Source organism: Calditrichota bacterium, from assembly GCA_013112635.1.
GTDB lineage: Bacteria > Calditrichota > Calditrichia > Calditrichales > J004 > JABFGF01.
Map to the genome: position 1 here is coordinate 837,015 of JABFGF010000002.1, position 20,541 is coordinate 857,555.

The 20,541-nt window shown below is 35.6% G+C and carries 18 protein-coding genes; all 18 read left to right on the forward strand.

The window, feature by feature from the left end; all coding sequences use genetic code 11:
* Nucleotides 1–26 precede the first annotated feature (26 nt).
* The 18 genes from mnmE (at nucleotide 27) to HND50_08745 (ending at nucleotide 20,483) form a co-directional block, all read left to right on the forward strand.
* A complete protein-coding gene (mnmE, locus tag HND50_08660; protein NOG45288.1) occupies nucleotides 27–1,406 on the forward strand; it encodes a tRNA uridine-5-carboxymethylaminomethyl(34) synthesis GTPase MnmE in 1,380 nt (459 codons plus the stop codon).
* A 24-nt stretch (nucleotides 1,407–1,430) separates the two neighbouring features.
* A complete protein-coding gene (mnmG, locus tag HND50_08665) occupies nucleotides 1,431–3,308 on the forward strand; it encodes a tRNA uridine-5-carboxymethylaminomethyl(34) synthesis enzyme MnmG (protein NOG45289.1) in 1,878 nt (625 codons plus the stop codon).
* Nucleotides 3,286–3,951: a 16S rRNA (guanine(527)-N(7))-methyltransferase RsmG gene (gene rsmG, locus HND50_08670; protein NOG45290.1), complete on the forward strand. Its 666-nt coding sequence runs from the start codon at nucleotides 3,286–3,288 to the stop codon at nucleotides 3,949–3,951. Before mnmG ends, rsmG begins: the two co-directional genes overlap by 23 nt.
* Before the next feature lie 8 nt (nucleotides 3,952–3,959).
* Nucleotides 3,960–4,877 carry an N-acetylmuramic acid 6-phosphate etherase gene (murQ, locus tag HND50_08675; protein ID NOG45291.1) on the forward strand — a complete coding sequence of 306 codons (918 nt, stop codon included), beginning with the start codon at nucleotides 3,960–3,962 and terminating at the stop codon, nucleotides 4,875–4,877.
* A 36-nt stretch (nucleotides 4,878–4,913) separates the two neighbouring features.
* Entirely contained in the window at nucleotides 4,914–7,007 is a 2,094-nt protein-coding gene (locus HND50_08680; GenBank protein ID NOG45292.1) for an amino acid permease, read from the forward strand.
* A gap of 6 nt (nucleotides 7,008–7,013) precedes the next feature.
* On the forward strand, nucleotides 7,014–7,763 hold the full coding sequence (locus HND50_08685; protein ID NOG45293.1) for an alpha/beta fold hydrolase: 750 nt from the start codon (nucleotides 7,014–7,016) through the stop codon (nucleotides 7,761–7,763).
* Between the two features lie 79 nt (nucleotides 7,764–7,842).
* The gene (locus HND50_08690) at nucleotides 7,843–8,766 is read left to right on the forward strand and encodes a DUF4931 domain-containing protein (protein ID NOG45294.1); all 924 of its coding nucleotides are present in this window, start codon (nucleotides 7,843–7,845) and stop codon (nucleotides 8,764–8,766) included.
* Nucleotides 8,767–8,783: 17 nt separating this feature from the next.
* Nucleotides 8,784–10,262 (forward strand): glycogen synthase GlgA, encoded by a 1,479-nt coding sequence (gene glgA / locus HND50_08695; GenBank protein ID NOG45295.1) that lies wholly within the window; start codon nucleotides 8,784–8,786, stop codon nucleotides 10,260–10,262.
* 30 nt (nucleotides 10,263–10,292) lie between these two features.
* Nucleotides 10,293–10,874, forward strand: a complete 582-nt coding sequence (locus tag HND50_08700) for an HAD family hydrolase (GenBank protein NOG45296.1) — start codon at nucleotides 10,293–10,295, stop codon at nucleotides 10,872–10,874.
* 73 nt (nucleotides 10,875–10,947) lie between these two features.
* The gene (locus HND50_08705; protein ID NOG45297.1) at nucleotides 10,948–12,132 is read left to right on the forward strand and encodes a hypothetical protein; all 1,185 of its coding nucleotides are present in this window, start codon (nucleotides 10,948–10,950) and stop codon (nucleotides 12,130–12,132) included.
* Nucleotides 12,133–12,142: 10 nt separating this feature from the next.
* The gene (locus HND50_08710; GenBank protein NOG45298.1) at nucleotides 12,143–13,345 is read left to right on the forward strand and encodes a hypothetical protein; all 1,203 of its coding nucleotides are present in this window, start codon (nucleotides 12,143–12,145) and stop codon (nucleotides 13,343–13,345) included.
* Nucleotides 13,346–13,360: 15 nt separating this feature from the next.
* On the forward strand, nucleotides 13,361–14,653 hold the full coding sequence (locus tag HND50_08715; GenBank protein ID NOG45299.1) for a hypothetical protein: 1,293 nt from the start codon (nucleotides 13,361–13,363) through the stop codon (nucleotides 14,651–14,653).
* The gene (gene rpiB, locus HND50_08720) at nucleotides 14,650–15,090 is read left to right on the forward strand and encodes a ribose 5-phosphate isomerase B (protein ID NOG45300.1); all 441 of its coding nucleotides are present in this window, start codon (nucleotides 14,650–14,652) and stop codon (nucleotides 15,088–15,090) included. The genes HND50_08715 and rpiB overlap by 4 nt, the downstream gene beginning before the upstream one ends.
* A gap of 3 nt (nucleotides 15,091–15,093) precedes the next feature.
* Nucleotides 15,094–16,380 (forward strand): serine hydroxymethyltransferase, encoded by a 1,287-nt coding sequence (locus HND50_08725; protein ID NOG45301.1) that lies wholly within the window; start codon nucleotides 15,094–15,096, stop codon nucleotides 16,378–16,380.
* Between the two features lie 53 nt (nucleotides 16,381–16,433).
* A complete protein-coding gene (gene tatC, locus HND50_08730; GenBank protein ID NOG45302.1) occupies nucleotides 16,434–17,165 on the forward strand; it encodes a twin-arginine translocase subunit TatC in 732 nt (243 codons plus the stop codon).
* Nucleotides 17,166–17,234: 69 nt separating this feature from the next.
* A complete protein-coding gene (locus HND50_08735; GenBank protein ID NOG45303.1) occupies nucleotides 17,235–18,212 on the forward strand; it encodes a polyprenyl synthetase family protein in 978 nt (325 codons plus the stop codon).
* Between the two features lies 1 nt (nucleotide 18,213).
* Nucleotides 18,214–19,221 (forward strand): lipopolysaccharide heptosyltransferase II, encoded by a 1,008-nt coding sequence (gene waaF / locus HND50_08740; protein ID NOG45304.1) that lies wholly within the window; start codon nucleotides 18,214–18,216, stop codon nucleotides 19,219–19,221.
* Entirely contained in the window at nucleotides 19,221–20,483 is a 1,263-nt protein-coding gene (locus HND50_08745) for a hypothetical protein (protein ID NOG45305.1), read from the forward strand. The genes waaF and HND50_08745 overlap by 1 nt, the downstream gene beginning before the upstream one ends.
* Nucleotides 20,484–20,541: the final 58 nt, after the last annotated feature.

Genomic DNA, 20,541 nt, shown 5'->3' on the forward strand with positions numbered 1-20,541 from the left:
GCCTCAAGAAATTGGGGCTTTTTATTATGTACGAAAAAGACACAATCATTGCTCCTATAAGTTCTGTTTCTGGTGGGAGCGTAAGTTTAATACGAATATCAGGAATAGATGCAATAAATATATCTGATGTTTTTTTTCCAACATTGGACATAACAGAAAAAAAGGGAGGAACCTTTTATTTTACAAAATTCATTTCTAACAGAAGTGATATTGTTGATGAAGTGATGGTTTATGTTTTTAAAGGTCCTAAATCTTATACAGGTGAAGATGTTATAGAAATAAGTTGTCATGGAAATGTTTTCATTGTTGAAGAAATACTACAAAACTATTTGAGTGCTGGATGCAGAATAGCAAAGCCAGGAGAGTTTTCTCAGCGTGCTTTTTTAAACGGAAAGATGGATCTTACTCAAGCAGAAGCAGTTGCGGATATTATTGCTTCAAAATCAAAGAGCGCGGTTAAAAATTCTTTACAAGCACTTGAAGGAAAATTATCAGAAAAAGTGTCCAGTTTAAAACAATATCTGATCGACATAGGATCGCTATTGGAACTGGGGTTAGATTTTTCTGAGGAAGACATTGAAATCGTTTCAAATGAACAACTTAAAACAACCCTGATTAAAACACTTTCTGAAATAACTATACTACTCAATTCTTTTTCAAACTCGCGACAATTTCAAAAAGGAATTGAAGTACTTATAGCGGGAAAACCTAATGTCGGAAAATCAAGCCTTATGAATGCGCTACTTGAGAAAGACCGAGTTATAGTTTCTCATATTCCCGGAACAACCAGGGACCATATTCATGAAGATATAATAATTGATGATACTCTTATTCGTTTGATTGATACGGCAGGTATACGGTTTACGAAAGATCAAATCGAAGCCGAAGGTGTTAATAAAACAAAAAGATTTTTAAATACAGCAGATATCATTTTAGCGATTTTTGATATCTCAAAAGAGATTGAAAATGATGATGAAGAAATTATAAATCACATCACTAAAGAAATGAAAGACAGGGCGATATTTGTTGGAAACAAAAACGACAAAAAAACCAACGAAGAAACAGTTGAAACACTAAAAAAATATTCTGATATAATGGTTTCGGTTTCCGCAAAAAATGATAACAATATTGATGAGCTTAGGAAAATAATAGCATCACACATAACGAAAGAAAACAATCACGACCCAGAGCATATTGTAATTTCAAATGAAAGACATTTTAATATTTTGAATACAGTTAAAAATCAAATCAGCACTACAATCGATTCTTTTGATAATGAACCCGGACATGAATTTATTGCGATGGATATTAGAGCAGCGATAAACACTCTTTCTGAAATCACAGGCGAGATAACAACAGACGACATTTTAAACAACATTTTTTCAAATTTTTGTATTGGGAAATAACACGTTTCACGTGGAACATTTTTTATGATTTATGATATAGCCATTGTTGGTGGAGGACATGCTGGAATTGAAGCTGCAGTAATTTGCGCAAAAATGGGGTTCGATACCGCGCTAATATCTCTGGATAAAAAGAAGATCGGATTAATGTCTTGTAATCCTGCCATTGGAGGTTTAGCAAAGGGGCAATTGGTTCGTGAAATTGATGCTCTTGGTGGGGCAATGGGCAAGATTATTGATGAAGCAGGAATTCATTTTAAGATGCTCAATACATCAAAGGGGCCTGCTGTACAATCACCGCGTGCACAGGCTGACAGAGATTATTATGCGCAGGTTGCCCAAAACCATATATCTTCATTTGAAAAGATAACGGTGGTTGAAGATATGGCTATAGAAATTATTATAGAAGAAAATGGCCATATAAGCGGATTGAAACTATTGAATGATAGACTCCTTCAGGCAAAGGTTGTTATTATTACAGCAGGAACATTTTTAAATGGATTAATACATACCGGCACGCATAAACTTGAAGCAGGTAGGGCAGGAGATTTACCCGCAAAAGGAATAACTGAATCATTACAAAAAATTGGTTTTAGATCTGGCAGGCTCAAGACGGGTACGCCGCCAAGGATTCATAAAGACACAATTGATTACTCTAAAATTGAAAACCAAAAACCTGACGAGGTTCCCCAGCCGTTTTCATTTTCTACGGAAAAAATAGAGCGTAACCAATTAAGCTGTTTTATTACATATACAAATACTGAAACCCATGAAATTTTGAAAGAAGGTTTTGACCGCTCCCCACTTTTTACCGGAAGGATTCAGGGAGTTGGCCCGAGATATTGCCCGTCAATTGAAGACAAAATTGATCGCTTTTCAGATAAAGAAAGGCATCAACTTTTTCTTGAACCGGAAGGCTTTGAAAATGACGAAGTATATGTTAATGGTTTTTCTTCAAGTCTACCAGGCGAGATTCAGGAGCGTGCTTTAAAAACGGTTCAAGGTTTGGAAAATGCAAAAATTATTCGGTTGGGTTATGCAGTTGAATATGATTTTTTTCCACCGGATCAACTAACAAACACTCTGGAAACAAAACTCGTAAAAAATTTATATTTTGCCGGACAAATCAATGGAACCTCTGGTTATGAAGAAGCAGCAGCGCAAGGGTTAATCGCAGGAATAAACGCTTGCCTTTCACTCAAGAAGAAACCACCGTTTATTCTTAAAAGATCCGAAGCATATATTGGGGTCTTGATAGACGACCTTATAAATAAGATCCATGAAGAACCATATAGGATGTTTACCTCACGGGCAGAGTTTCGTTTGTTGTTAAGACATGACAATGCAGATTTAAGGTTGATGGATTATGCTAAAAAACTTGGGGTGTTAGATTCGCTGACTGCTAAACATCTTGAGAACCGAAGGCAGGAAATTGATGAAATCAAAAATAAAATTCTTCCAGAAAAGATAACCCCGGAAGTTTTCAATTCTGGATTAGAAGTAAAGACGAGCTCAATAAGCCGATCGGAAACCATCGAAACTCTTTTAAAAAGGCCAGAACTAAAACTGCAGGACTTAATGGCTTTGCTAAAAACAAAAAGGCAGTTTCATGATAATTCTATTTCAGAGGTGGAGTACTCGGTTAAATACAAAGGGTATTTGGATCGACAACAAATGCTTGTGGATAAATTTAGCAAAGTAGAGAAAAAGACGATTCCGTCAGAACTGAACTATCTTGAAATCAAATCTTTGTCTGCTGAAGCACGCGAAAAGTTAAATAGAATAAAACCCAAGAATCTTGGACAGGCCTCTCGTATTAGCGGGGTTCGTCATGCGGATCTATCTGTATTAATGATATTTATTGAAAAGTTTAAATTGGAAAATGTTTCACGTGAAACAGCATAATGACCTGGAAAGATTCTTTGAGTTTCTTCAGAAGAGACTTATCAGTTTATCATCAGAGCAGAAGGAAAAATTAAAAATTTACCTGAACCGGCTTATAACTTTTTCGAGTTCTCATCGTGTGGTTTCCAGAAATGATATTGATCTAATTGTAGAAAAACATTTTTTAAGCAGTTTTTGTTTTGTTGATCAAATAAAAAGGTCGGTTTCAATAAACGATTCTATTTTGGATTTGGGAAGTGGGGCAGGGTTTCCCGGAGTACCGCTCTCTATTTTTTTTAGTGAAAACAAGGTGGTGCTTGTAGAAAGTATCAGGAAAAAGGCACTCTTTTTAAAAAAAATATGCAAAGAGCTGGAACTCAGCTGCGAAGTAAAAAACCTTAGAATTGAGGATTTCCGTAAAACAAATAAAGATGTTTTTAAGTTCATTACTGCAAGGGCACTGGCATCGATTGATGAGTTGATTGCTTTGTCTTTGTCTTTAATGGGAAATGGAGAACTGCACACTATTAAAGGGTTTGACTATCTAAATGAGTTTACAAAAAATGAAAACCACATAATAATGCCAACGGAATTTTCAAATAGTTGGACTGACTATTCGAATTATTTAACTAACAAGGTCTATTTAAAGATAAGAGTAAAATGAAAAACCAAATATTCAATGAGTTGTCTGCACTGGTAACTGAGAGTAGAAACACCAATAGTTCTAATATTGATGAACTTAATACACAGGAAATACTTAATGTAATGAACTCCGAGGATCACAAAGTCCCGGAAGCGATTAAAAATGAAATACCATTTATTTCAGAAGCCGTTGATATTGTTACTTATGCTTTTAAAAATGGGGGGCGATTGGTTTATGCCGGTGCTGGAACATCCGGTCGGCTTGGAGTTTTAGATGCTTCAGAATGCCCGCCAACTTTTGGTGTACCAAAAGATATGGTTATTGGATTAATTGCCGGAGGTTATGAAGCTTTGCATCAGGCTGTTGAAGGTTATGAGGACTATGAGGAAAATGGAGCTAAAGATGTTTCATCTGTGAACTTAACCGAAAAAGATGTTTTGTGCGGAATCGCTGCCAGTAAGAGAACTCCTTATGTTTTAGGGGCAATTAAGGAGGCCAAGAAAAGAGGAGCAAAAACATTAGCTGTAGTCTGTAACCCTAGGGAGCATTTGCAATTCGATGTGGATGTAGCGATTTGTCCGGTTCCCGGGCCCGAAGTAGTAATGGGTTCAACACGGCTAAAAGCAGGATCTTCACAAAAAATGGTTTTAAATATGATTACAACTGCTTCAATGATAAAGCTTGGCAAAGTCTATGAAAACATGATGATTGATTTACAGCAAAATAATTTAAAACTTGTTGAACGGTCAAAAAAAATAATAATGCTTGCAGCTGATGTAGATTACAATCAGGCCGCTAAGTTTTTAGACATGGCGAACGGTCATGTAAAAACAGCAATTTTTCTTTCTTTAACTGATGTAACTCCCAAAGATGCAGAAAAATACTTATCACAAAACAACGGTTTTCTAAAAAAAGCAATAAAGGATTGGCAAGTTAATTCAAAATAGCCCCTAAGCCTTTGTTTTTAAAAAACTTAAACCTCTATGAGCATTCTTGAAAAGAAAAAGCAGCTTAAAAAAGAATTATCACTTCTTCATATTTATGCAATGGCAACCGGTGCTACGATAGCCAGCGGTTTTTTCCTTTTACCTGGGTTGGCTTACTCAAGTGCCGGTCCTGCAATGGTCTTAAGCTATTTAATTGCTGTCATCCCGGTTATTCCAGCATTGTTTAGTATGTCAGAACTATCAACTGCTATGCCGCGTGCAGGCGGTGTTTATTTTTTTCTGGATAGGAGCATGGGCCCGTTATTAGGGACTATAGGTGGCTTTGGAACCTGGCTTGCATTAATTCTGAAAACAGCTTTTGCGTTGGTTGGAATTGGCGCATACATGGGAGTTTTTTTTCCGGAAATTTCGATGACTCCATTTGCAATTGGCTTTGCTATTTTCTTTGGTATAGTAAACCTGCTAGGGGCTAAGAAAACGGGAGGCTTTCAGCTATTTTTAGTTTTTGGTATTCTGGTCTTATTGATATGGTTTTCTGTTACAGGCTTGTTTGAAATTAAAACAACACACTTTGTAGATATTTTTGAAACAAGCTATGGTTCAATAATCAGTACTACAGGGCTCGTTTATGTTAGCTATGTAGGTTTATCTAAAATTGCCAGCGTTTCAGAAGAAGTTAAAAATCCGGAAAAAAACATCCCGATTGCAATGTTTATGGCCCTTGGGACAGCGGTTTTAATATATGTTGTCGGTACATCTGTTATGATCGGCGTTATACCTGGTAGCGAATTGGCTAATAATTTAACTCCCGTTGCGACAAGCGCAAATCTCCTTGTTGGAAAGTGGGGAGCAATCTTGATGACTCTTGCCGCTGTCCTGGCATTTTTGTCTGTTGCAAATGTTGGGATTTTAAGTTCGTCCCGCTATCCATTGGCTATGAGTCGGGACCACCTAATGCCTCCTTTCTTTAGAAAACTGACAAAAAACCAAATTCCAATAAATGCAATCCTTTTTACTGTCGCTGCAATTATTTTTGTTTTACTTGCTTTCGATATTCAAAAAATTGCAAAACTTGCCGGCGCCTTTCAATTAATCCTCTTTGCATTAAGTTCGCTTGCAGTAATTGTCATGAGAGAAAGCAAGATCGATTCATATGACCCGGGATTCAAATCACCACTGTATCCTTGGATGCAAATAATTGGAATAATCACTCCATTTTGGATTATTGTGGAAATGGGCTGGTTACCCTCTTTGTTTTCAGTTGGATTATTAGTGCTGGGAACAGCCTGGTATTTTTATTACGCTCGCGGAAAAGTTATTAGGGATGGCGCAATATATCATATTTTTGCGAGACTGGGTGAACAGCGGTTCGAAGGCCTGGATGCTGAACTGAGGGGCATTCTAAAAGAAAAAGGATTACGTGACCAGGATCCATTTGATGCGGTAATTGCCAGTTCAACAATTATTGATATAAAATATAAAGTTGAGTTTGACAAAATTGTTGAGAAAGTTTCTGAAAAATTTGAAAAGATTGTAAAAACAAAAGCAGAAACGCTAAAAAAAACATTTCTGGATGGAACACTTGTTGGAGCGACTCCTGTTTCTAATGGCGCAGCATTGCCACATCTTAGGCTGCCTGAGATAAAACACTCGGAAATAATTATGGTTCGGTCCAAATATGGTGTTGTGGTAAATGTTGATGACAACCTGCCTGGTAAACACATTCCGGCAGACAAAATTAATGCTTTCTTTTTTCTAATAAGTCCTGAGGAAAACCCGGGGCAGCATTTAAGAATATTAGCACAAATCGCCAGCCATGTGGATGACAAGCGTTTTATTAAGCGTTGGTTGGATGCAGAAAACGAGCAAGATATAAAAGAGCTAATGCTTAGGGATGATCGTTTTATCCGGTTGTTATTGCGGCCAAGTACAAAAGCTGAAAAATTAATTGGGATTCCAATAAGTAAACTATCACTGCCGGAAGGTTGCCTTATCGCTTTGATTCATCGATCGGGAGAAATTATTGTTCCAAAAGGACAAATTGTTTTAGAAGTGAATGACCAGTTAACAATTATTGGATATCCTGAAGGCATCCAGACATTATATGAGAAGTTTGATGTTTCGGCATAGTCAATTATGAATCAATTGTATAAAAGTGAGCCAATTTTCAAAAAACAATCTAAAAATGGATTGTTGATGCTTCACGGTTTTACAGCAACCCCATATGAGTTTTTAGATTTTTCTAAAGAGTTTGAACAAGATAATTATTCTTTGAGTATTCCATTGCTAAGGGGCCATGGTAAAAGCGTTGAAGACCTTAAAAACTGTCATTGGTACCAATGGTTTGAAGATGCTAAAAATGCGCTGTTTGAACTGAGAAAAATATGTGATCACATTTTTGTAATAGGACAATCTATGGGTGGAACCTTGGCTTTGCACCTGGCTTCACATTATCAGGTTGAGGGAGTAATACTGCTTGCCCCGGGTCTGTTTTTAAAACAAAAAGGATCTTCATTCTTACCTGCAATTTCTCCATTCAAAACATATTTTGATAAAAAAGATGGCCCTGATATTAAAAATGAAATTTCAAGGGCAAAAGCAGTCTCATATGATAAAACACCAGTCAAAGGTGTAATTGAATTAAAACGACTTTTTTCGCATGTTAAGAAAGATTTGCCAGAAGTTTATGCCCCCACATTGCTTTTTCATTCTCAGGATGATCATGTAATTGATTATAAAAGCTCAGAATATATTTACGACCACATTTCCTCAAAAAACAAAAGAATTCTCACCTTAACAAATTCCTACCATGTCTTATCTCTGGATAATGAAAAAAATATAATAAAAAAGGAAACAAAAAAGTTTATAGCACGGATATTGAAGTAATTGAACGATAGCGCACTCTTGCTTGATTAGATTCTAAAATCTGTGTAAATTTGCTCTTAAAAATTTTTAATGGAATTGAATGTCAGAAATTCGGCTTGATCCAGTTGATAATGATGCTGTTGTAATATCGCCGGAAAGAAATAAACGACCAAAAGATAATTGGGACAAGTCGGAAAAAGATATAACAAAATGTCCCTTTTGTCCAGGAAACGAAAACCTAACACCTGCTGAAAATTTTAGCCTAAAGGATGATTTAAAAAATTGGACAATTAGATCCTTCCCTAATAAGTATCCCGCATTTACTGATTCTTCGAACCATATTTCAGGTATTCAGGAAGTAATCGTAGAATCTGTTAATCACGACTTAAATATGGGGGAATATTCAAAAGTACATTTAACTGATTTACTTTACACTTATAAGCAGAGGATAGCTGAACTTAAACAACAAAAATCCGTTAAATATGTTGTGGTATTTAAAAACCATGGTGTGCATGCAGGAGCTTCACTTGCTCACCCACATTCACAAATTGTTGGGTTAGGTTTTATTCCTCAGGAATTAAAGAATAAAATAGAAAGACTGGAAAGATTATATCATAAAAACAAAAAATGTTATTATTGCGGTTTAGCCGAAACTTCAAATATTATTTATGAAAATGATTCGTTCATCTCATTCATACCTGAAACCGCAAAATATTCATACCAAAGCTGGATAATTCCGAAAGAACATTTCAGCTATTATGAAAAAACACCGTCTGCTATGCTGGGAGAGTTAGCGGATGTTATATTAAAAATTCTAAAATCAATAAACAGGTTTTTAGATTGCCCGCCATTAAACTTAATCATAAATAGCGGGTTTGATGTCAAGGCAAATCCCTATTTCCATTGGAATATTCAAATTATTCCAAGAACGGCACAGCTGGCCGGATTCGAAATGGCAACGGGATGTTATATTAACCAGGTAAAGCCTGAACAGGCAGCAGCTCATTTAAAGAAATTGATATAGATAAACAGAGGAATTAAATGGATCAACTTAAAATTTTATATTTGGCTTCAGAAGTTACACCATTTGCAAGGGCAGGTGGTTTGGGCGATGTAACCGGCGCACTTCCGAAGGCTTTAAAAAACCTTAATCAGGAAATTCGCATAATAATGCCAAAATATAAGTTTATAAATGAACGAAAATTTGTATTACGCGAGGTTATCAGATTAAGGGAGATTCCTGTTACAGTTAATGGGCGGACAGAATTAGCCAGTGTAAAATCAGCATTTGTTCCTGACAGTAAAGTTCAGGTTTATTTTGTTGAAATAGCAGACTTTTTTAACAAGCCCGGTTTGTATAATGATCCTATTACTAATGAAAAGTACGAAGACAATGCAGAACGCTTTGCATTTTTTGCCAAGGCTGCAATGGAAACATTGAAAACATTATCCTGGCAACCGGATCTTATCCATTGTAATGATTGGCAAACAGCATATGTCCCGGTTTATTTAAAAACAATTTATCATGCAGATGAATTTTTTAAAGGCATAAAAACAGTTTACACGATGCACAATTTAACCAATCAGGGATCATTTGATAAATCAGTAGCAGAGAAAATTGACTTTGATGAAAATGAAGTAAAAGAAGACGGTATGTTCGGCAAAGATGGACAGCTTAACCTGACTAAAGCGGCTATCTATTTTTCGGATTATATCACCACCGTTTCTGAAAATTACTCCAATGAAATCCTTGAAAATGATGATATTGGATATTCTTTTGGGCAGTTATTAAAAGACAAGGGTGAAAATTTTGAGGGCATTTTAAATGGCGTTGATTACGATGTCTGGTCTCCAGAAAAAAATAAAACCTTGCCCGCAAACTATTCTATAGAAGATTTATCCGGTAAAGAAGAAAACAAGAAGGCTTTATTAACACGGCTTGGTTTGGAATATACAGAAGGAAAACCCGTCTTAACAATGGTTTCAAAGTTGACAGAACAAAAAGGGTTGGATTTACTAATTGAAGCGTTACCCAAATTAATGGATATGGATATTCAATTATGTATTTTAGGCGAAGGCGATCCTGATATTGCACAAACGTTGATGGACGCACAAGTTAAGTATGCCGGAAACCTTGTAGTTAACGTAACCTATGATGAAAATATGTCTCATTTGTTTGAAGCAGGTGCTGATATATTTCTAATGCCTTCAAAATATGAACCATGTGGTCTAAACCAGATTTTTAGTTTGAGGTATGGTACAATTCCAGTTGTGTCGCCCATTGGCGGGTTGTTAGACACGGTAGAAGAATATGATCCCCAAATTGATGATGGAACTGGTTTTGTAATGGAAACATTAACAGCAAAAAGCCTTCTTGAAGAAGTGAAAAAAGCAATTGAGCTATATAATAATCCTGAAAAATGGCAAGAACTTCAAAAACGTATCATGCAGGAGGATTTCTCCTGGGAAATTTCCGCAAAACGTTATTTGGAAATTTATGAAAAAATGATCGCCGGTTAGGTCTTGCAAAAACTCCAGACAGAAGAAAAAATGCAAAAAGCTATATTTCTGGATAGGGATGGGACGCTCAATGAAGAAATGGGCTATATAAACCATGCGTCACGTTTCAAAGTATTTGACTACACGTTTAAAGCCATCCGAATATTAAACAATTCCGGTTTCCTGGTTTTTGTGATTACAAATCAATCTGGTTTGGCAAGGGGATACTTCGATGAGGATTTACTGTCGGATATTCATAATCGTTTTATTGAAGATGCTAAAAAAGAAGACGCAATAATTGAGCAAGTTTATTTTTGTCCACATCATAAAGATGGGGTCATAAAAAAATACAAAAAAGACTGTGATTGTAGAAAACCAAAACCTGGGATGCTGTTAAAAGCACGTGATGAGTACAACCTGTCACTTGAAAATTCTTTTATGATTGGAGACAGATACAAAGATATCCAATTTGGTCAAAAAAACAATCTCAGCACTATCATGGTATTGTCGGGATATGGATTAGGAGAGTTCACTTATCAGAGAAAATCCTGGGATAAACATCCTGATTTTATTTGCAAAAATGTACTCGAAGCAGCAATGCTAATTGAGAAAATTGAAACTTCAGAGCTGTAATTTAGTTGGATGTAGCTGTACAATTAAATAATTCACTCTCAGAAAAATTAAGAAAACAATAATTAAGGGAAGTATGATTTACAGAATAGTAGTTTTATTAACACTCGGAATACTTTATTCCTGTTCAAATGTTGACCCAAACGAGGATCCAAATCCATTATATGGAACAGACAACCGGTATGGATCATTTGTCCAGGATACAATTTATGCCCAGGCAGATACAGTAATAAGAGCAAATTTTGAACACACGGGACTTACTTCAAAACTTTCATTGGGAGAATTTGATGGGTTAAGCGCAGGTTTTGAAATAAAATTTAATGGGCTCCCTCATGATTCAATTTCAGTAGATTCAGTATTTTTAAAATTTACAACATTAAATAGTTTTGGACCCAACGCTTTTGATTTTATAAATGGAACAATGTATACAATCATTGATTCTTTTGATACGGATAGCATAAATACCGGAATGCGCTGGCGCGATCCTTTGAATCCTCAATATGTAGATGAGGGAACATCCAGACAGGTAAGTTTTAATTTGAAAGATTCTTCTGAAACATCCCTTGATTTATCGATGGAAGTTTTTAATGGATGGAGAACGGGAACTCTGGAAAATTATGGATTATATTTTCATCCATTGGAGGAAGATGTGATAGTCGAGCTTGGTTCTTTCAACTCTTCATTGGACCCCCTTTTAGTTTATTATACTCATATTGAAGACAGTGTTGTTAAGGATACACTTTATCCTGAAACAGACGGCACAATTTTTAATTATGATGAAAATGGGACAGCACTCTTAAAAGAAGCAGATAAAATATTTGTATCTAGCGGGGTTATTTCCAAATCCTTTTTGAAATTTAATTTTGATAACATTCCTGATAAAGCCATTATGTACAGTGCAAATATTGTCTTAACGGAAGATGATTCCAATCCGGTCGAAAACCCAGAGAATTCAACATCATTTTTTCTGAAACCTCTTGAAGAAATTGTTTCCGACTTAGATGAAATTGAATTTAATCCAAACATCACATTTTCATTAACAAGTGATGCTGGAATTACAGATGTGTTAGGAGCACATAAAAATAGTTTATCCATTGACGTAGTTCAGGAAATCAGAAACGGATCGGTAAACAGCGAGTGGTTTCAAGTAGATTTTTCCTCAGATAATGATGAACTTTCAATAAAAAGATTTTGGGGTGTTAATGCGGATAAATCTGTATCTCCCAAAATGATAGTTAAATACTTAAATGCAAAAAAATAGGATAATTAAGTTGAAAATTAAAAGTCTGATAATCACACTTATTTTCACCCTTTCAATAAGTTATGCAGGTGAATCACAGTTTGGCCTGGTAAATCAAAGCCTGGGAAATATCAAAGTTCCTTATTCAGCATCTGGCCTGGCACGATCTTATGAAATAGCAAATAGTGATTCTGTACAGCTAAATTTTAGAAATTATTCAACCTGGACAAACATATCACAAACCACTGTGACTTTTAGTTTGGGCTATAATCAATATTGGGGTGAAAATAGAATAGGAACATCATTTATTGATAATGCAAACTTTGATGGTGTATTCTTAGCAATTCCAATCCAGCAGAAAAAACTAATCTTCGGCGCCGGTGTAATTCCTTTTACATCCATTGAACAAAGACTTTCCACCGAAGGATCTCAACTGGGGGAAAATTTTACAGAAAAAGTATATATCCACGGTGGTGCAAGTAAAGCCAATTTTAATCTGGTTTATAAAGTTTTCGAAACACTTTCCGTTGGTCTGGGATATGAATATACATTTGGAAAAATAAGCGAAGATGTTCGATTTAATATTGATGATGATTTAGAAACGGTGGTCGATTTTAATTCTGAGAAAAAGATATCTGGCAATGGGGTTATTCTGAGTGCGTTTGCTACACCGCTTCCTAATTTAAATTTAGGAATAATGTTCAGGCCATCTGTATCTGGAGAACTTATCAAATCAGCAGAAAGCCAATCTGAAATATTTAACTCTGATGAAACGCTTGACTTGACATTACCATCTGAACTTAACTTTGGATTGGAATATGCTTTTAATGAAACATATTCTGTTGGTGCTGATTTGGTATGGCAAGATTGGAAAAACGGTTATGAGATTGAAGGCTCAAAAGTTGGACAGCATGACACTTATTATCACCTGGGATTTGGAGTTGAAAGAAAAGGAAGTAAACGAAAATTTGTAAAATATGGAACACAAATAGATTTTAGGCTGGGAGGTTTTTATAACCAGCTTTCTACCTTAAATAATGCTGAAACAGTAAATGAAATTGGTTTCTCTGCTGGCTTGTCATTGCCAATTCAGAGATTTAGTTCTAAAATTGACTTAGCTGGTTATATTGCAAGGCGAGGAAAACTATCAAAGAATTTTTTGGAAGAAACCATTGTTGGTTTTACTTTTTCGGTAAGCGCAAATGAATTATGGTTTGTTAATTTGGAAGATTAATAGCGAGGTACCTTTATGTTACGGATAAAAAATTTACTATGGTTTTTACTTTCTGTTTTGGTTTTCACTTCTCCAGGATTTTCACAGGATGATATGCTGCTGGATGATGAAGATGAAATGGTTGAAGAAGATGTTGTTTGTATTCCAGAAAACCTGGCTGTTACTTTTGATGCCTATGCCGGCACAATTACTGAACCAAGAGAAATAAGCCAGATGTACAGTTTTGGTAGTGAACATTTTAAAAATAAAAACTACGACGAGGCTTTACCTTATTTGTGGAAAGTATTTTTAAACGACAGTGTAAAAAAGGGTAGCCTGGCAATCGGAAAAATTGCAGAAAGCTACTTTAAGCAAAAAAAGATAGATAGTACTTTGATTGCTTGTTACAAAGGTTTTGAAAAATTTCCAGATCAGCAAAAGCTTCACTACTATGCAGGTTTTTTGCAAAAAGAACTTGGAAAATCAACATGTGCTATTCCACATTATGAAGCACTGGTAGCAAAAAACCCTAAAAGCAAAGCATATTTATCAACACTCGCTTTTTTGTATTATAAAGCAGAAGATTTTGATAAAGCTATTAAAACACAAACGACTGTAACAGAAATTTTTCCTGATGATGCTAAGGCTAAAGACGACCTTGCAAACTTTATAAGCGCATCAGGCGAAAGCCCATTTGAACAATACCTTATCGTCTGGAAAGAGGACAATACAAATTTTGATGCAGGTAGAAATGTAGCAAAATGGGGTCTTGAAGAAGGCGAGTATCAAAAAGTAATAAACGCATTAAATGTCATAATTCCTAAAGACCCAAAAGCGAATGACTATAAAATTCGCGCATCTGCCTATGAAAACCTTGGCCAGAATTCAAATGCAATTAAAGACTTAAATTCCTGGTTGGCTTTGGAACCGGACAATGCAGACATCATGCTTTATATTGCTGTTAATTATTCTGCAAATAATCAATTTAAAACTGCCAATAGCTGGATCACAAAAGCAATTCGCAAAAAACCGGGTTACGGAAAACCATATATTGTCCGCGGGGAACTATATGAAGCAATGGTAGCTTCTTGCCAGGATAAAGAAAGTGGACCAAAAGCACTTCTTGATGCAAAACTTGTTTATGAAGAAGCACAGAAAGTATATGCTCAGGCACAAAAAGATGTAGCTTATAAATCTAAGTCCAAAATAAAAATTTCTAATTTAAAATCATTTATTCGGACAGCTGAAGATCGGTTTATGAATCCGAATGCAAAAATTAAAAGCAATTGCTATAGCTTTTTAGTTGGAAAATCAGGTCACCCAAAATGAAAGTAGTTATAGGTGCAGACCATGCCGGATATGTTTTAAAAGAAAACATCAAAACCTATCTCAATGCAAAAGATATTGCGTTTACAGATATTGGCACATTTAAAGAAGAGTCTGTAGACTATCCGGAGTTTGCATACAAAGTTGGGAATGCTATTCTCAAAGAAGAAGCTGATATGGGTATTCTTATTTGTGGCACAGGGATTGGTATGAGTATTTCAGCAAATAAAATAAAAGGCATTCGCGCAGCATTAGTACATAACAAAGAAACTGCTGAGTTAAGCAGGCTGCACAACAATGCCAACGTGTTATGTATTGGTTCGCGCCAAACAGAAAAAGACACTGCTCTTGAATTACTAGACGCATGGCTTAATACATCTTTTGAGGGTGGCCGGCATGAAAAACGAATTGATCTGATTAATAAATTAACCGGATTATAAAACATGTTAGATAATTTAAAAAAACAAGACCAAAAGGTTTTCGATTCAATTGAATTGGAACGTGACAGACAAAACAACACAGTCGAGTTAATCGCATCAGAAAACTTTGTATCTAAAGCTGTTCTGGAAACAGCAGGATCTGTTTTAACAAATAAATATGCAGAAGGTTATCCTGGCAAAAGATATTATGGTGGATGTGAATTTGTCGATATTGCCGAAGACATTGCGCGCGATAGAGCCAAAGAACTTTTTGGATGTGAATATGCTAATGTTCAACCACATTCCGGCTCTCAGGCAAATATGTCTGTTTATTTTACATATTTAAATCCGGGTGACACAATTCTTGGAATGGATCTGGCCCATGGAGGACATTTAACACATGGATCCCCGGTAAACTTTTCCGGACGGCTTTATAATTTTGTTTCTTACGGTGTGGATAGAGAAACCGGCAAAATTGATATGGATGTTGTAAAACAAAAAGCAGAAGAACATAAACCCAAAATGATAGTTGTTGGTGCAAGTGCCTATTCCCGTCATTATGATTTTGAGAAGTTCCGTGAAATAGCAGATTCGATTGATGCCATCCTTTTTTGCGATATTGCACATCCGGCCGGATTAGTAGCAGCGCGGTTGCACCCAAATCCGCTTCCTTTTTGCGATGTAGTTTCTACAACAACCCATAAAACTTTGCGCGGTCCTCGTGGTGGCATGGTTATGATGGGCAGAGATTATGAAAATAAAATGGGCAAAGTTGCTCCAAAATCCGGACGCGTAAAAATGATGTCTGAACTGATTGATAGCCAGGTTATGCCGGGAATTCAGGGCGGTCCATTGATGCATGTTATTGCGGCTAAAGCAGTTGCTTTTGGTGAAGCCTTAAAACCGGATTTTAAAAACTATGCTCAGCAGGTGATAAATAATGCCAAAGCCCTTTCACAAGGATTGGTAGAAAAAGATTATAAAATTGTTTCCGGAGGGACAGATAACCATGTTTTTCTTGTTGATTTAACCGATAAAAATATTACCGGTAAAGCTGCAGAAAATGCGCTTCATGCATCCGGAATTACAGTGAATAAAAATATGGTTCCATTCGATGCGCGTTCTCCGTTTGTAACAAGTGGAATTCGCCTTGGCACAGCAGCAATGACAACAAAAGGAATGAAAGAATCGGAAATGCAAATAATTGCTGGCCTTATTGATAAAGTTCTTTCAAATATTGAATCAGAAGAAATTCAAAAAGAAATCAGCCTTTCTGTAAGAGAGCTCAACAAAGATTTCCAGTTATATTAAAAACTATACCGGCCCCGCCTGCGGGGCTTTTTTTTTGCAGGATTTGAACCACAATGCAAACAAATGAAATGCCATTTTTAGACCATCTGGAAGAACTTAGATGGCGAATAATTAAAGCATTAGTCAGTGTTGTTTTCTTTACAATTATTGCCTTTTTCTTTTCAGATTATTTTCTCAACTGGTTATTACAACCCTCCTTCGAAGTAGATGCCCAGATAAGCTTGCAAGTTTTAAAAGTCCAGGCTGTGTTTATAATTAAACTTGAAATTGCTCTTTTGGTTGGTGTTATAATCAGCATTCCAGTAATACTGTTTCAGATTTGGTCTTTTTTGTCGCCGGGTTTAAAAAGTAGCGAGAGAAAATATATTTGGCCAATCATTATTTTCGCGATGATAAGTTTTGCTATTGGAGCTGCTTTTGCCTATTACTTAATTATACCCTATGCCTTAAAATTCTTCTTAGAACTTGCTCCGCAAAATGTAACAAACAATATTGCCATCGATTTTTATTTTGGGTTTTTACTAAGATTGCTCGTAGTTTTCGGAGTGGTCTTTGAACTACCGGTTATTAGTATTGTTTTGGCAAAATTGGGATTAATAACCCCTGCATTTTTAAAAAAATATCGTCGGCATGCTATTGTTTTATTTTTTGTGGCAGCCGCACTTCTTACACCACCAGATCCCACAACTCAGGTTTTCTTAGCTCTCCCATTAATTCTTCTTTATGAGTTTACCATTTTTATTTTGCGGTTTGTCACCAAAAAAGAGAAAAATGAAGAAGCATAGATCTAAATTCAATATTGTATAAAAAGTCCAGAAATGTTACCTTCCCTTTTTTGCAAAAATTGAATAATAATGAGCCTTTCTATAAAAAGTATACAAAAACCTTTTGCTGTAGAGTTAAAAGAGTACGACCGTGTTTTTAAAGAAATCATGTCATCCAATGTGACTTTGATAGACACTGTTGTTAAATATATCGTTAAGCACAAAGGAAAAAATTTACGCCCCTTATTAGTTTTAATGAGTGGTAAACTTACAGGTACACCAAACAACAACACGTATATTGTCGCATCAATTGTAGAAATGCTTCACTCTGCAACGCTAATACATGATGATGTAGTTGATGATGCAGACTTGCGCCGCGGGTTCCCTTCAATAAATGCTGCCTGGAAAAATAAAATTGCTGTTTTGATAGGTGATTACCTTTTATCAAAATGTCTTATCGGAGGTACAAAAACCGGTAGCCTGGATGTAATGAATATTCTGGCAGATTCTTCAAAAAGGTTGAGTAAAGGTGAGCTACTGCAAATCGCTAAATCAAAAACACTAAACATTACAGAAGATGAGTTTATCGGGATGATTTCTGATAAAACAGCAGCTTTGATTGGCGCAGCTTCTGAGCTTGGAGCAATCACCTCTAGTGATAATGAGCAAGACCGTGAAAATATGAAACAGTTTGGTGAATCATTGGGAATTGCGTTTCAAATACATGATGACTTACTGGATTATTATGGAAATCAAAAACTTGTTGGTAAACCAATCGGCAACGACTTCAAAGATAAAAAACTAACCCTTCCTTTGATCTATGCTTTTCAAAAAGCAGAAAAAAAGGAAACTTCAAAGATAAAGAAAAAAATTAAAAAAGGTGTGAAGCGTAAAGAGATAAAAGAAATTATTTCCTTTGCAGAAAAATATGATGGCATATCATATGCTCAAAAGATGCAGGACAAATATGCTCAAAAAGCAAAAGACTCTCTCGAAACCTACCCTGATAGTGATGTAAAAAATGCACTTTTCAAATTTGTAGATTATGTAATTGAACGGTCAATGTAAAATGTCAGTTGAGCCTAAAAACATTCTCATTTTGCGCCTTAGCTCTATTGGGGATATTTTACTTACTACAGCTTTTCTTAGGCAGGTTCGAAACAAATATCCGGATGCCAAAATAAGCTATATTGTAAAGCAAGAGTTTCAAGATTTGCTAAAATATAATCCGCACATAAATAATCTTATTCCATTTGACAGTTCTACAAAAATGGAGGGTTTAAAAGCTCTTAACTTAGAGTTTTGTAAAAAAAATTTTGATTTCATTTTTGATCTGCATAATAATCTGCGTACAAACCGTATGCATGCAGGTATAGAAAAGAAAAAGATATTCAAGATTAAAAAGAGTAAAGTTAAAAGAGCAATCCTGGTTTATCTTAAACTTAACATGTATAAATCTATCAAGACAATCCCGCAGCGATATTTTGAAGTTGGTCATGAGATTGAAGATGATGGGCAAGGGTTAGAACTTTTCCTTGGACCGGGGAAACCCAAAAAGTTTCTTGAGTTTGATTTAACTGAAAATAGATATATCTGTATAGGACCAGGTGCAGCACATTTTACAAAGATGTGGCCGGAAAAAAATTTTGAAGAGTTGGCTGAAAAAATTGTTTCTAAAACAGGATATAAAGTTGCAATTTTAGGGAGCGCGCACGAAAAAAACTTACTAAATGGAATACAGGAAAATGAGGCCGTTGTTAATTTATGCGGAAAGTTAAATTTGCTGGAATCCGCAGAAATAATTTCAACATCGGCAGGGATAATCAGTAATGACTCAGGTTTGATGCATATGACTGCAGCACTGAACAAACCTCTTTTGGCGATTTTTGGTTCAACAGTTGAAGAGCTTGGATTTTTTCCTTTTAGAGCAGATGCTACAATTCTTCAAAACAAACTTTGGTGCAGGCCATGTTCTCACATTGGCAGGAAAAGTTGTCCACTGGGGCATTTCAATTGTATGCATTTAACAACACCGCAAAAAGTTTTTAAGGAAGTAAAAAGAAAGTTGATAAGCTAATGAACTTTTTATACTCCTTTTTCCTTTTACCGATACTAATTGTATTTCTCCATTTGGTTTCGTTGTTTTCAAAAAAATTGCGCAGGCCAATATATTCCAGAAATAGAATCCTAAAAGATATTGCAGAACTAAAACCAATTTATTCAGCTTCCGGTAAAAAAACATTTATCATTCATACAGCTTCAATGGGGGAATTTGAGCACGTAAAACCGATTATAAAAAAGTTAAAAGAAAAATTTAACAGAAATATCATTGTAACTTTCTTTTCGCCATCGGGTTATGAAAATGTAAAGGATTATCCCGGTATTGACCATATTTTTTACCTGCCATACGATTTTCAATGGCTTTGGCGAAAGTTTTATAAGGCTGTAAATTGCGAACTTTTAATCGTTTCAAAACATGATGTTTGGCCAAATCAGGTAAAAACAGCAAAAAAACTTGGTATGCAAACAATCCTATTAAATGCCTCACTTAGTGCTCAATCCAGCAGAAAATCATTTTTGGCTAAGGCAATTTTGTCATCTGCATATCAAACACTGGACAAAATATTTGTAATTAGCCAGCAAGACAACGAGCAAATTGTAAACACTTTCTCTTGCAAAAATACTGAGGTTGTCGGGGATACAAAATTTGATCAGGTTCTAATCCGAAAAGAAGCGGCTGAAAAGCAACAATTGCTAAATCTTGATTGGATTTCCGAAAAAACGATACTTGTTTTTGGCAGTTTATGGCCACAGGATGCCGAGCATGTTTTAAGCAGTTTAAGCGACCTGCTGGATAAAAATACAAATTTAAAAACCATAATTGTCCCGCATCAGCCAACCGGGGAGATAATTTCTAAATTCGTTGCACACTTTGGAGAGTATGGATACGGCCTGTTCAGCCAAAAAACAAATCCTGAAAACAGGATTTTAATTGTTGACAAAATTGGGCTTTTGGCTGACATGTATAAACATGCAGATATTGCATATGTTGGTGGTAGTTTTAAGCAAGGAATACATAATGTATTGGAGCCGGCTATTTACAATATTCCTGTAATTTATGGTCCGGTTTATAAAAACTCCTTTGAAGCAAAACAGTTATATAAAAAAGGAGGATCGTCAATAGTGAATAACTCTGAAGAATTTAGCAGAGAGATACAAGCTTTATTGAATGACGAATCCCTACGAAAGTTAAAAGGACAAAAGGCCAAAAAATATGCAACACAAAATATTGGAAGTACAAGTAAAATTCTAGAATATATTGGTCACGCAATTCAGTAAATGATGTAACATAATTTGATACTTCGCTTTTTTTTCTAACCATCAAAACCTTCTTTCC